We start from the raw sequence: 14447 nt of genomic DNA, 5'->3' as shown, positions 1-14447 counted from the left end.
TCCCGCAACTGGCGGCCCGGCGGATTCGTCTGCGCCAGGGTCATGTCCCCGATAGATAGTCGCGCGGAGAGGCCGAACAGCGGCCTTCAGGCTACATTAAGAACATTTAATAGCCAGTGCCGGCGTGCTTGGACTATCGGAGCATCGGCCACAGCGTGGCCGCCAGCAATAATCCCATGGCGATATTGAACCACTTAAGCCGGACCGGATCATCGAGGAACCCGCGCAATGCCACGCCAAAACCCGCCCAGGTCGAGACGCTCGGGAAATTCACTGCGGCAAAGGCGAAGCCGATGACCAGCACCGACAGGAAAGGCTGCGCATGATTGGTGTACAGCGACATCGCGCCGACCGCCATCGCCCAGGCCTTCGGATTGACCCATTGGAACGCGGCCGCTTCCAGGAACGTCATCGGCCGCGCCTTGCCGTCGCCGGCATTGCCGAGCGTCCGCGATATCGCGATCTTCCAGGCGAGATAAAGCAGATAGGCCCCGCCTGCGACCTTCAATGCCAGTTCCAGCGCTGGGAAAGCGGTCAGGATGGCGCCCAGCCCGAAGCCCACCGCCAAGAGAAGCACGAGGAAGCCGATGGCGATCCCCACCATATGCGGGATCGTCCGCACGAAGCCGAAATTCACGCCGGACGCCAGCAGCATGAGATTGTTCGGCCCCGGCGAGATCGAGGTGACGAAGGCGTAGACTAGCAGAGCGAGAAACGTATCGTAGGGCATCGGTGACAACATGCGAAATGCGTCAGTTATACTGACCTATTAACGGCAACCGGTCGATCTCTAACTTGTAATCGAGACAATATTCTCGGCTGCTGTCCAACGAGCCTACACAAACTGGCAGGATCGATTTCGCCCATCCCACCGCCGTGCTAACAAGATTCGATGCTGCCTGAATCCGTTGACTCGATTCTAGACTGGTTGGCGCAGACCGGTTTGGCTGGCGCGGACGAAGCCTCACTCGTACGCGGTTTCTCGCAACGATGCATCGCCGCGGGTTGCCTTCTCAGCGGCGGGCTCGTCATCATCGACACATTGCATCCGCTCTACGAGGGCCGAGCCTTGATTTGGGAAGAAGACCCTGGGGCCAATTTTCGCGACAACGAATTTCAGCCCATCCGCAACGACGACGCAAATTGGGAGAGTTGGCAGCGCAATCCTTTCTTTCACATGTTGCGAGACGGCGAAACCTATATGCGCTGCCGCCTGGTTGATGGCGAGACCTTGGGCTACCCGCAACTCGAAGAATTGCGGGTAGCCGGCCAGACAGACCATCTCGCTGTTGTCCATCGATTGCGCGATGCGCCAAGCGTGGAGGACGCAGACGGATTCTACGCCAGATGGACAACCGCCGCGCCGCAAGGATTCAGCGATCCCGACATTGACGCGCTCAAAAGGCTCACCACCCAGCTTGCGCTGGCGCTTCGCCTGGCGGCCCAGACGCGGCTCGCCAATACGCTGGTAGAAACATATCTCGGCCGCGACCCCGGCCGCCGCGTGCTGCAGGGCGGCATCGTTCGCGGCCGCGTCGAGAAGATCAGCGCAGTCCTGTGGTTCTCAGACCTTACCGGCTACACACGGCTTTCGGAGGAGGTGCCATGGGACCAGATGATAAGCCTGCTGAACGACTACGCAGAGGCGGTGATTGGCTCCGTGCACGATGCCGGCGGCGACGTATTGAAGCTGATCGGCGACGGCGTGCTGGCGATCTTCTCCGGTCCTGATCTGAAGGACGCCTCCATGGCCGCGATGACCGCGGGGCGAGCACTGGGACAAAAGCTGCGCGATCTGTCAGACAGGCGCGCAGCCGAGGGGTTGCCGACCGCGAATGTCCATCTCGGCGTCCATTTCGGCGATGTTTACTACGGCAATATCGGCAGCCCCGACCGCCTCGATTTCACGGTTGTCGGTCCGGCCGTCAACGAAGTGAGCCGCATCGCGGCCATGTGCCATTCGGTTGATCGCCGGATCCTGTGCTCGTCCGAATTTATCAGCCTGCTGCCCGAGGAGGAGCGCACCGATTTCGTGTCGGTGGGACGTTTCGCACTGCGCGGCGTCGGCAGCGCCAAGCATCTCTACACCCTCGATCCGGCGATCCTTCAGAACCGATAGGAGTTACATCCCCTGCGGGCCGCGGTTCATCGCCGCCACGCCGGTGCGGCAGACCTCGACTAGCCCGAGCGGCTTCATGATGGCGATGAACTGCTCGATCTTGGTGACGGCGCCGGTGATCTCGAAGATGAAATGCTCGGTATTGGCGTCGATCACCTTCGCCCGGAACGCCTCGGCCAGCCGCAGCGCCTCGACGCGCTCGTCGCCAGTTCCTGCGACCTTGATCAGCGCCAGTTCGCGCGCCAGCGGCTTGTCCTGTCCGAGTTCGCCGGCCCTGACCGACAGGTCGACCACACGGTGCACCGGCACGATGCGTTCGAGCTGATGTTTGATCTGCTCGAGAACATGCGGCGTGCCGCGCGTCACCACGGTGATGCGCGACAGATGCTTTTCATGCTCGGTCTCCGAAACCGTAAGACTTTCGATGTTGTAGCCGCGCCCCGAGAACAGGCCGATGACGCGGGCGAGCACGCCCGGCTCGTTGTCGACCAGCACCGACAGCGTATGCGTTTCGGGACGCTCCGTCTCGCGGGCGATGAAATAGGCGGAGCCGGTGGGCTGAAGCTGGGCGTTCATGATGAAATTTGCTTTCGCGGACAGACTGAACTTTCTTGCGGAATGAAATGGGCCGCCAGTCACGAGCGGCCCGCAATCCAGGGCTACACCAGTTCCCGACCCTTGGCGTCGATCGCATTAGCGACCGCCTCGTCGGTCGCCTCGTCCGGCAACAGCATCTCGTTATGCGCCTTGCCGGACGGGATCATCGGGAAACAGTTGGCGAGGTTCGCCACACGGCAGTCGAACAGCACCGGCTTTTTCACGTCGATCATCTCCTGGATTGCGTCGTCGAGATCGCCCGGCTTCTCGCAGCGGATTCCATGCGCACCATAGGCCTGCGCCATCAGCACGAAATCCGGCATCGCCTCGGTGTAGGAATGCGACAGCCGGTTACCGTGCAGAAGCTGCTGCCACTGCCGTACCATGCCCATATACTGGTTGTTCAGGATGAAGATTTTTATCGGCGCCTCGTACTGCACCGCGCAGCTCATCTCCTGCATCGTCATCTGCACGGAAGCGTCGCCAGCGATGTCGATGACCAGCGAGTTGGGATGGGCTATCTGCACGCCGAGTGCGGCCGGCAGGCCGTAACCCATCGTGCCCAGCCCGCCCGAGGTCATCCAGCGGTTCGGCTTGTCGAAATGGAAATGCTGGGCCGCCCACATCTGGTGCTGGCCAACTTCGGTGGTGATGTAGACGTCCTTGTCGCGCGTCAGATCGAACAGCCGCTGGATCGCATATTGCGGCATGATCACGTCGTCGTTCGGCTTGTAGGCGAGCGAATCCCGCGCCCGCCAGCGCGCGATCTGCTCCCACCACGGATAGAGGGACTTTTTGTCGGTTTTCGCCGTCGCCCGCCACAGCCGCACCAGATCTTCCAGCACGCGCCCGACATCGCCGATGATAGGCACGTCGGCGCGCACGTTCTTGTTGATCGAGGACGGATCGATGTCGATGTGAATCTTCTTGGAGTTCGGCGAGAAGGCGGTGAGGCGCCCTGTGATGCGGTCGTCGAAACGCGCGCCGACGCACAGCATCACGTCACAATCGTGCATTGCCAGATTGGCTTCGTAGGTGCCATGCATGCCGAGCATGCCGAGCCAATTCTTGCCGCTCGCCGGATAGGCGCCGAGCCCCATCAGCGTCGAGGTGATCGGGAAGCCGGTCAGGTCGACCAACTCGCGCAGCAGGTGGCTCGCCTCCGGACCGGAATTGATGACGCCGCCGCCGCTATAAATGACCGGCTTCTTCGCCGAAGCCAGCAGCGCCACCGCCTCCTTGATCCTCTCCAGGTCGCCCTGCACCTTCGGCTGGTAGCTCATGCGCGGCGCCGTCTGCGGCGGCGTGTAGATGCCCTTGGCGAACTGCACGTCCTTCGGGATGTCGACGACCACGGGGCCAGGCCGGCCGGTGGTGGCGACGTGGAAAGCCTCGTGGATGATGCGCGAAAGATCGTTGACGTCCTTCACCAGCCAGTTGTGTTTTGTGCAGGGCCGCGTGATGCCGACGGTGTCGCATTCCTGAAAAGCGTCGGAACCGATCAACGAGGTCGGCACCTGCCCGGTCAGGCAAACCAGCGGGATCGAATCCATCAGCGCGTCCTGCAGCGGCGTCACCGCGTTGGTGGCGCCTGGCCCCGAGGTCACCAGCATGACGCCGGCCTTGCCGGTCGAGCGGGCGTAACCCTCCGCGGCGTGCCCCGCCCCCTGCTCGTGGCGGACGAGGATGTGCTGAACATCCTCCTGCTGGAAAAGCTCGTCGTAAATCGGCAAAACCGCGCCGCCTGGATAGCCGAACAGATGCTCGACGCCATTGTCCTTGAGCGCCTGGACGACCATTTCGGCGCCCGTCATCTCGCGCCTGCCGGTTTCGATCTTTGCCATGCTCGTCATCGCTGCAGTCCCGTCTGTTCTCGCCTTCGTCGGCGTGTGCTGGTCGTTTAGTCGTGTTGAGGGCAATAAAAAAGGCCCCCGGGAGGGAGCCTGTCTGGTGCGCATGGGTGGAATTCGCCCGGCGGTTACACCGCCTTGCCCATGCGCCTTCCTACGAGAATGAGGATCGTCTTCATGGGGGCGGACAATAGGGGCGAGGAACGGGAACTGTCAACGGGAAAATCGCCGGCCCATTGCTGGGCCGGCGACAGAGGCAGATTTGGAAAGTCGAACTCGCTTTCAGAGGGGTATCAAGGTTCGCGCCGGTAGACGGCGGATCCCCGGAAGCGGGTCGTATTGGTCAAGGCAGCGTTGGTCAGCGATACCGCGCCAGTTGCACTGGATTGGTCGTATTCGATCACGGTATTGGCGACCCGGCAAAGCGGCGTTCCGGTCAGGCCTGAGGTTGCAGAGAGAACCGTCATACCGACTGTGTTGGCGGTATCCTCATCCTGATCGAACGGCAGACCGGCAACTGAAACGGGACCGGTATTCGAGCCCTTGCTTGTGAGGGTTATATCCCAATCGATGGATACGCTGTCCTCCCAAACCATGTAGGTGCCCAATCGTGCGCCATAGGTGATACCCGTGCCTACGCCGCCAATCCTCAGGTCGGGTACCCAGGTTCCTGACTGCAATACCGACCTACCTTTCGCGTCCCGGTTCCCGGAAAACTGGAATGTATCGCTCGAGATTGAAGCGTGGGCGGTCAGCGGCTTCCCGATCGAGTCGGGATCAAGAGGCACGAAGATGCTGTCTCGCAGATAGCCGCCGATAGCATCAACATCTACCAGCAAGTTGTAGTTCACTCGCTGGCCATCCTTGAAGATCAGCTTGTCGGCACGCAGCGTGCCTTGAGCGCCAACGACCACGTCACGGGTGGCAGCGCTCGGACTCAGCTTCACCCTCATGACGCCGCTGTTGGAGAAAGTCGTTCCGTCGATGTCGACGATCGCGCCGGTATGGACAAGCGCGCCATATTGGCCGCAGTCCCTGATCATGCCTCCATGTATCTGGACACCCTCCGAACCAGAGATATCCAGGCCGTACCGGCCACCCACGATCTCGCAATTGTCGAACTGGATGTTCCTGCTCATTCGCTCGAGCTTGAAAACCGCCGACGCAGGTGCCGATGCAGGTGCCGGGGTGATCGATACCTTTTTTTCGGTATGGTTGCTGTACCTTGTCGCATATACAACTCCTCCGTCATAAGTGATCTTGTCGCCGATACGGACATCCGTCAGAAGGAAACCTGCATCGAGGTGGAGAACATCGTCACCGGCCAAGGTGCGGTTTCCAAAGTCGCTTCGAGCACGTCTCCCTGTATCATTACCGTTCTGTTGGAGACGCTGCCGACGCCGTTCAGATTGATCGTGGTGCTGGGGGCAGTCGGCTGCCCCTCCCCGTCGAGCTTGTTCAGTATCTCGCCGCTGATGGGAGTTCCCCCACCCACAATCGGCTCGCTCCCCGAGAAGATGTTCCACGGCGCCGAAGCTAGGCGGACTCGAAGGATGTTATTTGGCAGGTCTACCAGATAAACCGTGCCCTTCACCTGAGTTGAAGCTCCCTGCACGACATCGCCGCGAGCGAAATCTGCGGCGCTGGCAACTGCCAGCGAAACGATATCGGTATTCTCGAACGTGCAGTTGGTGAAACTCGCGCCGTCGACCGCGGACAAGTATGTGTTGCCCGGAATGATGCAGTCCCGGAAGTCGTAGCGGCCGAGAGCGCTTCTGATTTCCAGGCCTTCCACGCACCCCAGGGCGCGGGCGTCGATGTTGTCGAATTTCGCGTACGCGCGGGTGTTGCGGAAGCGAAAAAGGTCTTCGGTGCCACCCAACCCATACAGCCGCCAGTTGGAGAAACTGCACCCGGTCCACAGTGGCTGGCGCTCGAGTCTCTGTCGGGAGACAAATGCCGTCACGGTTCCGGCCTTGAGATTGAACGGCGCCGAGCCGTCGTTGCGAAAGGTTACACGAATGGTAGTCGCGTTAAGCACTGTCGCGTCCATGGCAATCTTGGAGCTGAGGTCATCTTCATGGCTGTACCAGCAGGAAGGCGTCTGATCCGTCGGATCATCGCTGACCGTTATGTCGACGGTGAATTCGTTGTCCGGAGATCCATCCGGGTCGATAGTCTCAGGCCCGATCTGCTCCTGGCCGAAGATGTCGTCCCTGGCGAAAGTTTCGCCGTCGGCGTTGACATACTTGCTCGATGCCCCTCCCGGCCAATCGAATAGCGAGTCACCATCCGCGTTCGGACTGTCGCCGTCGAGGTTCCAGCCGACAACGTTCTCGACGCAGATGTTGGAGTAAACCTTGCCCTTGTCGTCCGGATGGGCATAGGCGTCCGCATCGTCGCCGACGGTGAGGTTTAGGATCTGCGACCCGTTCTCCTTGGCGCCGTCGTCATATCCGTCCATATCGACGTCGCTGATGTGAATATTGTAGGCGGCCGAGGAGACGAACAGGCGGGTGCACTGGCGCAGGCGCAGGCGCCGGGCGGTCAGATTGTTCGGGTGGTAGGTGACAGGATCCTTGTCGGTATCCCACTGCATGATCAAGGGATGGATGATGGTTCCCTCGAAGTCTTCGGGAAACGGATCTGCGACAGTGCCCCAATGGGCAATGATCGCGTCGCCCAGAATGCTGTTCTGAGCCGGCGATGCGTCATTTTGATGTCCGTGGAACAGGATATCCTCGACAAGAAGGCCGCCGACGCGGCCGACATAGGCAATGGCATGCCCGCCCTCCGAATAGGCTGGGCGTATCAGGTCCATGTCGCGCAGCACGTTCCCGGTCAGCAAGGGCGGATGGACGAGATTGCCGGCACCGTCATCGTAGTCTGCGGGGCTATAAAGCACACGGCCAACCGTGAAGCAGGTGGCGTTGTCGCCTTGACCGTTCTGGATATTGTCCTTGCTGTAGGAACTCACCGTCATCTGCTCGAACGTACAGTTCGATGCCATGATGTGGATACCAGGCATCGTGCGGTCGATTTCAAGGCCGATGCCCGTCTTGCTGCGATTCGTGCCCTTCACGGTGATCGGCTTGTCGATCAGGAACGTGCCAACATACTTATAACGCGACGTGAGCAGCATGATCTTGCCGGTCTCCGCGCAATAATCCCGGCATGCATCGAGCGCCGCCGTGTCGTCCGTACCGAAAATCTTATCGGCCTCAAGGTCGGCGTCGCCCACCGCACCGAATTGCTCCGGGGTCGCGTAGGGATGGACCGATATCTGGACCTCATTCAGATAGTTCCGCAGGATGCTGTCGAGTTCGGCCACCTGCTCGGCCGACAAGCCGCTTCCGAAATAGGCGACCGAGATCGTCGCGCCGCTGTAGTCGATCGTGCCACGACTCAGGAGCGTGATATTGGAGGCGGAATAGGTTGGGCTCGCCGACGAAACGGCCTGGGCATTCCTGCCGTTGAAATAACGCGTGATGCTGGTATTGTCGGTTCGCGAAACGGTCAGGTGGACCGAGTTTACCGGTGCCTTCCCAAGAGCGACTACGCCCACGCTGCCCAAACGGCCGGCGAGCGATCCTGTTGCGTCACTCTGGGCCAAAACCGTACGCTCGCCCGACGAACTTACCTGACCAATCAGATATTGACTCCCGCCGGGTGGATTCTCGTGAACCCATAACCCCATGACGGCAGAAGTGGTCGTGAAGACCGCTGGATCGTTGCCGGCGAGATTGGTGTCGATATAAGCGTCGGCACCATCGCCTTTGTAGCCGACATCCGGAATGAATGTTGGCCCGTAGAAAGGAGTGAGCTTGTAGCTTCCGGCAGTTCCAGGGGTGCCGGGAGATTTCCAGTTTATATGCGCAGCCTCGGGCTCGTGGGCAGCGAGAACGTAGAAGGCATCAAGTTTGTCCCAGAGGGTGGGGGAAGGGCCTCCCATCAGAGCCCGGATCGTATCGTTGATCAAAGCTATACGTTTGTCGGAGGGTGGGGTCGTGAATACGGCGATCAGATCTTCTGTTTCCGGCAGGAGAGCCATGATGTTCCTCAAAAGGTGACTTGTGTTGACATGCGCGACGGCTGCGCGGCGCGCCCGCGTCCGTTGCGTCCGTCAGGGGATTTTTTGCAGCCGCACCGTGCAGCCACCGGCTCCCCTTTCGGAAGCCGGACTATGTGGCCAAACGGCACATTGTAAACAAAATAGGAACAAATCCAGCGCCGCAAATGGCGAATAATATATCAAGCCATTGAAATAAATGGATTATAATCAACGACAGCTGGCCATCACGAACTTTTTACCTGACATTTTATCCCCGTCCCGAAAATCGCGAGATCAACACCGAATCAGCCCATAGGCGGCCCCCAAGCACGCAGCCTCACTCGAAATGCCCCGCCCGCCGCCGCTTGCGGTTCCGCTTTATCTCGGTGAACCGCCCGGCGTCTTCGGCCCGCAGATGCCGACCGCCCCCGAGCAAATCCAGCCTGCATTCCGCATATATCGGGCCAGTCGGCGCGGCCTTCGCCAACCTGAACAGCGCCATATCGCACGACTTCGGCTACCACGTCGCACTGCGCGCGTCGGCCTCACGCGGCACGGAAGGGCGATCTCCGGGCCCACGGCACAACATTCGGGATTGGTCCCGACTTTGGTCGGGCATGACGGAGGGCCGCCGCTGCGCTCATACTGTCGACCGGTTCGCCGCGAGGAGGCGCGCGAGCCGTTCGGCCTTTTCCAGGGAGGAATTTTCATGCTCGACAAGGCGCCCAACAAAAAGCTGTCGGACCTGCTCGACAAATTCGGCGGCGCGCTTGCCGTCGGCGATATTGATTCCGCAGTCGAGTGCTTCCAGGAGGATTGCTACTGGCGCGACCTCGTGACCTTCACCTGGAACATCAAGACGATGGAAGGTCGCGACCAGATCCGCGACATGCTGAAAAGCCAGTTGGCCAAGGCAAAACCGTCCAACTGGTCGATCGCCGAGGGCGAGGACGCCACCGAAAACAACGGCCTGCTGGAAGGCTGGATCAGCTTCGAGACCACTGCGGCGCGCGGCTTCGGCCAGATCCGGGTGCGCGATGGGAAAATCTGGACCTTGCTGACCACCATGGTCGAGCTGAAAGGTTTCGAGGAACCCGCCGGCTTCGGCCGGCCGATGGGCGCAAAGCACGGCGCGGCCCGCAACCGCCCGACATGGAAGGAGGAGCGCGAGAAGGAATCCGCCGAACTCGGTTTCAGCAAGCAGCCCTATTGCCTGATCATCGGCGGTGGCCAGGGTGGCATCGCGCTCGGCGCGAGATTGCGCCAGCTCGGCGTCCCCACCATCATCGTCGAGAAGAACGAGCGCCCGGGCGACAGCTGGCGCAAGCGCTACAAGTCGCTCTGCCTGCACGATCCCGTCTGGTACGATCACCTGCCCTACATCGACTTCCCGAAGAATTGGCCGGTTTTCTCGCCGAAGGACAAGATCGGCGACTGGCTGGAAATGTACACCAAGGTGATGGAGCTCAATTACTGGGGTTCGACCGAGGCGAAGAGCGCCTCGTACGACGACACGAAGAAGGAATGGACCGTCACCGTCACCCGCGACGGCAAGGATATCGTGCTGAAACCCAAGCAGCTTGTGCTCGCCACCGGCATGTCGGCCAAGGCGAACATGCCGAAGTTCAAGGGCATGGAAAAATTCAAGGGCGACCAGCACCACTCGTCGAAACATCCTGGCCCCGATGCCTATACCGGCAAGAAGGCGGTGGTCATCGGCTCGAACAATTCCGCCCACGACATCTGTGCTGCTCTCTGGGAAGCCGGCATCGACGTCACCATGGTGCAGCGCTCGTCGACCCACATCGTGCGCTCCGAGACGCTGATGGATGTCGGCATGAGCGCGCTCTACTCGGAAAAGGCGGTCCGGTCCGGCATGACCACGGCCAAGGCCGACCTGATCTTCGCCTCCCTGCCCTACAAGATCCTGCACGAATTCCAGATCCCGCTCTACGCCGAGATGAAGAAACGCGACGCCGACTTCTACGCCGGGCTGGAGAAGGCCGGTTTCATGCTGGACTGGGGCGACGATGAATCCGGCCTGTTCATGAAGTACCTGCGGCGCGGCTCGGGTTACTATATCGACATCGGTGCCTCGCAGTTGATCATCGACGGCGAGATCAAGCTGAAGAGTGGCCTCGACGTGACGGAGATAAGGGAGCATTCCGTGCTGCTCAGTGACGGCACCGAACTGCCCGCCGACCTGATCGTCTACGCCACCGGCTACGGCTCGATGAATGGCTGGGCGGCCGATCTCATTTCAAGGGAAGTCGCCGACAAGGTCGGCAAATGCTGGGGCCTCGGCTCCAATACCACCAAGGACCCCGGCCCGTGGGAAGGTGAGCAGCGCAACATGTGGAAGCCGACGCAGCAGGAGGCGCTGTGGTTCCACGGCGGCAATCTGCACCAGTCGCGCCACTATTCGCAGTTTCTGTCGCTGCAGTTGAAAGCGCGCATGGAAGGTTTGCCGACACCCGTCTACGGGTTGCAGAAAGTCCATCACAAAGGGTAGCGCGGCCTTGGCCGGATAACGGCAACGGCGCTTCATCCAAACCGTCGATTTGGGTGAAGCTGTCTTGTTCATCGTGAAACAGGTTCGAAACGAAAATTCGCTTCGCCGAACCTAATTCGAAACAGAGTGAAACTAAACGGGCGTCATCAACGCACCGGCACGCGGAGCTTGCCAGAACGCCTTCTGCCTTTTCTTCAAGGCTGAGGGCACATGGCAGGTTCTTGTTCGTCGAAACCGCTCGGGGGAGCATGAGGGGAAAGGCGTCGCATCGGCCTGAACGATGTGTCGCACGGCAATTGAGCCGAAGCCCGCGGAACAAGACGAACACGCCTACGCGCATACCAGCCTAGCAATCGAGAATGCTGTCCAAGCCGGAACCAAGCGTCCGGCCTTGGAAGAAGCTCGCCCATAACAACTTCGAAAAGACGTCGCTGCGCCGATGCGCACCGGCGCTTCCGACATTTTGCAACAGGACACTGACCATGGCCGTTACCAGCACCTATTCGTACTCCACCACCAAGACCGAATTCCAGGCGAACAGCTTCGAGACCGGCGATCAGCTCGTCCCGAACGTCGTCGGCCTTTCAAACGGCGGCTTCGTCGTCGCCTACCACAGCGGCACCCTGAATACCGGCACAGTCGAGGTGGACTTCTACAATGCCGCCCACGAGCGCATCGGCACCTTCAAGACGCCTTATGACGGCGCCATCACGGCTGAAGACCAGCCGCAGGTGATCCTGCTCGACAACGGCAACGTTCTGGTCGCCTGGCGGGATGCCAGCGAGGGGCTTCGTGGACACCTCTATTCGCAGGACGGCACGGCGATCGGCAACGAGATCGTGCTCAGTGTCTCGACCGGCGGCGACAACCTGCAGTTGACGGCGCTGACCGGCGGCGGGTTCGTTGCCGTGACGGGGACAGGCGACACCGTCTATCAGGCCCGCTTCAACGATAGCGGCGTCAATTTGGACGCTGGCTTCTACCAGGTCAACACACCGCTTGCCGGCGACCAGAACGACGGCGCTGTCGCTTCGCTCAGTTCCGGTGGATATGTAGTCACCTATACCGACACCGGCCCTTCGGACCAGATGATCCGCGCCCGCATCTACAATGCCGATGGCACGACCAAGGTAAACGACTTCATCATCGGCGACATCGGCGACAACACGGAATCGTCCGTGGTGGGGCTGGGCAACGACCGCTTCGCCGTCGTCTACAAGGACACCGGCTGGACCGGTGGCGACACCGGCAATTCCGGCATCACGCTGCAGATATTCGACAGCAACGGCCTGAACGTAACCCCCGGCGACTATCTCCGCGTCAACGCGCCGTCGCTCGTCGTCGAAAGCGACCCGGACATCAGCGTCCTGGAAAATGGCTTCATCGTCGTCAGCTGGACCCGGCAGCTGAGCGGCACCGACCACGACATCATGGCCCGCGTCTATACGCCGGCAGGCGCCGCCGTCACCGACGAATTCGTCGTCACCGCTTCCGCCGACATGGATGTCAATTCCGCTGTCTCCGGCCTTCTGTCCGGCAAGTTCGTCACCGCCTGGCAGGACAACACCAGCGATGGCGACGGCGGCCAGATCTCGGCCGAGGTCAACGAGCTCGTCCGCGTCACCACCGGCGACGGCAACGACAACTCATTCGTTGGCGACGCCTTGCGCGACGACATCGCGGGTCTTGATGGCAAGGATACGCTGGAAGGTTTCGGCGGCGACGACATCATCAATGGCGATGACGGCAACGACACGCTCTATGGCGACTCAGGCAACGATTATCTGAACGGCGGCTCGGACGACGACAGAATCCTCGGCGGCGACGGCAACGACAAGCTCGTCGGCGGGGCGGGCGTGAACGAGATGGTGGGCGGCGACGGCGACGACACCTATGTCGTGCAGAACGCCGCCGACAGCATCACCGAAGACGCCAATGGCGGCGCCAACGACCGGATCGAGACGCTGATCAGCTACACGCTGACCGAGGGCGCCAACATCGAGGTCCTAGCCACCAATCTCTATACCGACGTGCTCGACTTCAAGCTGGTCGGCAACAGCGACGACAACCAGATCGTCGGCAACTGGGGCGACAACACGATCGAAGGCAAGGGCGGTGTCGACAAGCTGGAAGGCTTGAAGGGCAACGACATCTACATCGTCGACAACGCCGCGGACACGGTCATCGAACTGGCAGGCGACGGCAAGGCCGACCGCGTCATGGCGCGGGTCGACTACGCGCTCGGCAAGGACGTAGACATCGAACTGTTCACCACCACCAACGCCTCGGGCGTCACCGCGATCGACCTGACCGGCAACGCGCTGGTCCAGGAGATCATCGGCAACGCCGGCGTCAACACGCTGAAGGACGGCGGCGGCGCGGGCGACACATTGCGTGGCATGGCCGGCGACGACACCTATCTCGTCTATAGCGCCGCCACGCAGATCGTCGAAGGTTCCTCACAGGGTGCGGCCGACAAGGTCATGTCCAATGTCGATTTCACGCTCGGCGCGGGTGTCTATGTCGAGCAACTCGCCACCACCAACAGCAACGGCAATGCGGCGATCGACCTCACCGGCAACGACCTTGCCCAGGAGATCACCGGCAATGCCGGCCAAAACATCCTCAAGGATGGCGGCGGCGTCGCCGACGTGATGAAGGGCCTCGGCGGCGATGATACCTACATCATCTATGCCGCCGGCACCGAGGTCATCGAGGGCGCCGGGCAAGGCACGGGCGACAAGGTGCTGGTCAATGTCGACTTCGTGCTCTCGAGCACCTCCCAGGTCGAGCATCTGGCCACCACCAGCGGCGCCGGCAAGGCCGTCATCGATCTGACCGGCAACAGCTTCGCCCAGGACATCACCGGCAACGCGACTTCCAACCGCATAGACGGCAAGGGCGGACACGACACGCTAAACGGGCTGGGCGGCACCGACACCTTCGTCTTTTCCGCAACGATCGGCGCAGCCAATATCGACACGGTCGCCGACTTCAGCGCCGCCGCCGATACGGTCGAACTCGAGAACGCGATCTTCACCAAGCTCACGGTAACCGGCGCTTTGGCGAACGGCAATTTCCGGGCAAACGCCTCCGGCGTGGCGCTGGATGCCAACGACCACATCGTCTACGAGACCGACACCGGAAAACTCTTCTACGACGCCGACGGCAACGGCGCTGGCGCCGCGATTCAGTTCGCCGTGCTCACCGGCAATCCGGCAATCACCGCTGCGGATTTCGTGGTGGCCTGATCCCGGGTCGGCGCCAGGTCGGCCCTTGTCTCGATCCACTTGATGTCCGGAAGACTTCCGCCCCACG

8 protein-coding genes are annotated in these 14447 nt (G+C 61.1%); 3 read left to right on the top strand and 5 right to left on the bottom strand.

Annotation, left to right across the window (positions count from 1 at the left end; translation table 11 throughout):
- Positions 1-133 precede the first annotated feature (133 nt).
- A complete protein-coding gene (locus ACSBOB_RS14965) occupies positions 134-730 on the bottom strand; it encodes a LysE family translocator (protein ID WP_442583739.1) in 597 nt (198 codons plus the stop codon).
- 162 nt (positions 731-892) lie between these two features.
- Between ACSBOB_RS14965 and ACSBOB_RS14960 the strand changes: the two genes are divergently transcribed.
- Positions 893-2119 carry an adenylate/guanylate cyclase domain-containing protein gene (locus ACSBOB_RS14960; protein WP_442583175.1) on the top strand — a complete coding sequence of 409 codons (1227 nt, stop codon included), beginning with the start codon at positions 893-895 and terminating at the stop codon, positions 2117-2119.
- Positions 2120-2122: 3 nt separating this feature from the next.
- Here ACSBOB_RS14960 and ilvN read toward each other — a convergent pair whose 3' ends face one another.
- The 4 genes from ilvN to ACSBOB_RS14940 form a co-directional block, all read right to left on the bottom strand.
- Positions 2123-2695 (bottom strand): acetolactate synthase small subunit, encoded by a 573-nt coding sequence (gene ilvN, locus ACSBOB_RS14955; RefSeq protein WP_442583174.1) that lies wholly within the window; start codon positions 2693-2695, stop codon positions 2123-2125.
- A gap of 83 nt (positions 2696-2778) precedes the next feature.
- Entirely contained in the window at positions 2779-4530 is a 1752-nt protein-coding gene (locus ACSBOB_RS14950; protein WP_442583738.1) for an acetolactate synthase 3 large subunit, read from the bottom strand.
- Positions 4531-4859: 329 nt separating this feature from the next.
- Positions 4860-5894, bottom strand: a complete 1035-nt coding sequence (locus tag ACSBOB_RS14945; RefSeq protein ID WP_442583173.1) for a hypothetical protein — start codon at positions 5892-5894, stop codon at positions 4860-4862.
- Entirely contained in the window at positions 5849-8617 is a 2769-nt protein-coding gene (locus ACSBOB_RS14940) for a hypothetical protein (protein WP_442583172.1), read from the bottom strand. The genes ACSBOB_RS14945 and ACSBOB_RS14940 overlap by 46 nt, the downstream gene beginning before the upstream one ends.
- 709 nt (positions 8618-9326) lie before the next feature.
- Here ACSBOB_RS14940 and ACSBOB_RS14935 point away from each other — a divergent pair.
- On the top strand, positions 9327-11129 hold the full coding sequence (locus ACSBOB_RS14935) for an NAD(P)-binding domain-containing protein (protein ID WP_442583171.1): 1803 nt from the start codon (positions 9327-9329) through the stop codon (positions 11127-11129).
- A 482-nt stretch (positions 11130-11611) separates the two neighbouring features.
- A complete protein-coding gene (locus tag ACSBOB_RS14930; RefSeq protein ID WP_442583170.1) occupies positions 11612-14380 on the top strand; it encodes a calcium-binding protein in 2769 nt (922 codons plus the stop codon).
- Positions 14381-14447 lie beyond the last annotated feature (67 nt).

The organism is Mesorhizobium sp. KACC 23794 (assembly GCF_052180275.1).
In the GTDB taxonomy this organism is placed as follows: domain Bacteria; phylum Pseudomonadota; class Alphaproteobacteria; order Rhizobiales; family Rhizobiaceae; genus Kumtagia.
Note: the sequence above shows the minus strand (reverse complement) of the source record. Positions and strands in the feature narration are given on the sequence as shown.

Bases quoted from the DNA above. Each gene is read 5' to 3' on its own strand.
- ACSBOB_RS14940 (WP_442583172.1), bottom strand. From the start codon at position 8,617: ATGGCTCTCCTGCCGGAAACAGAAGATCTGATCGCCGTATTCACGACC.
- ACSBOB_RS14930 (WP_442583170.1), top strand. From the start codon at position 11,612: ATGGCCGTTACCAGCACCTATTCGTACTCCACCACCAAGACCGAATTC.
- ACSBOB_RS14950 (WP_442583738.1), bottom strand. From the start codon at position 4,530: ATGACGGGCGCCGAAATGGTCGTCCAGGCGCTCAAGGACAATGGCGTC.
- ilvN (WP_442583174.1), bottom strand. From the start codon at position 2,695: ATGAACGCCCAGCTTCAGCCCACCGGCTCCGCCTATTTCATCGCCCGC.
- ACSBOB_RS14965 (WP_442583739.1), bottom strand. From the start codon at position 730: ATGCCCTACGATACGTTTCTCGCTCTGCTAGTCTACGCCTTCGTCACC.
- ACSBOB_RS14935 (WP_442583171.1), top strand. From the start codon at position 9,327: ATGCTCGACAAGGCGCCCAACAAAAAGCTGTCGGACCTGCTCGACAAA.
- ACSBOB_RS14960 (WP_442583175.1), top strand. From the start codon at position 893: ATGCTGCCTGAATCCGTTGACTCGATTCTAGACTGGTTGGCGCAGACC.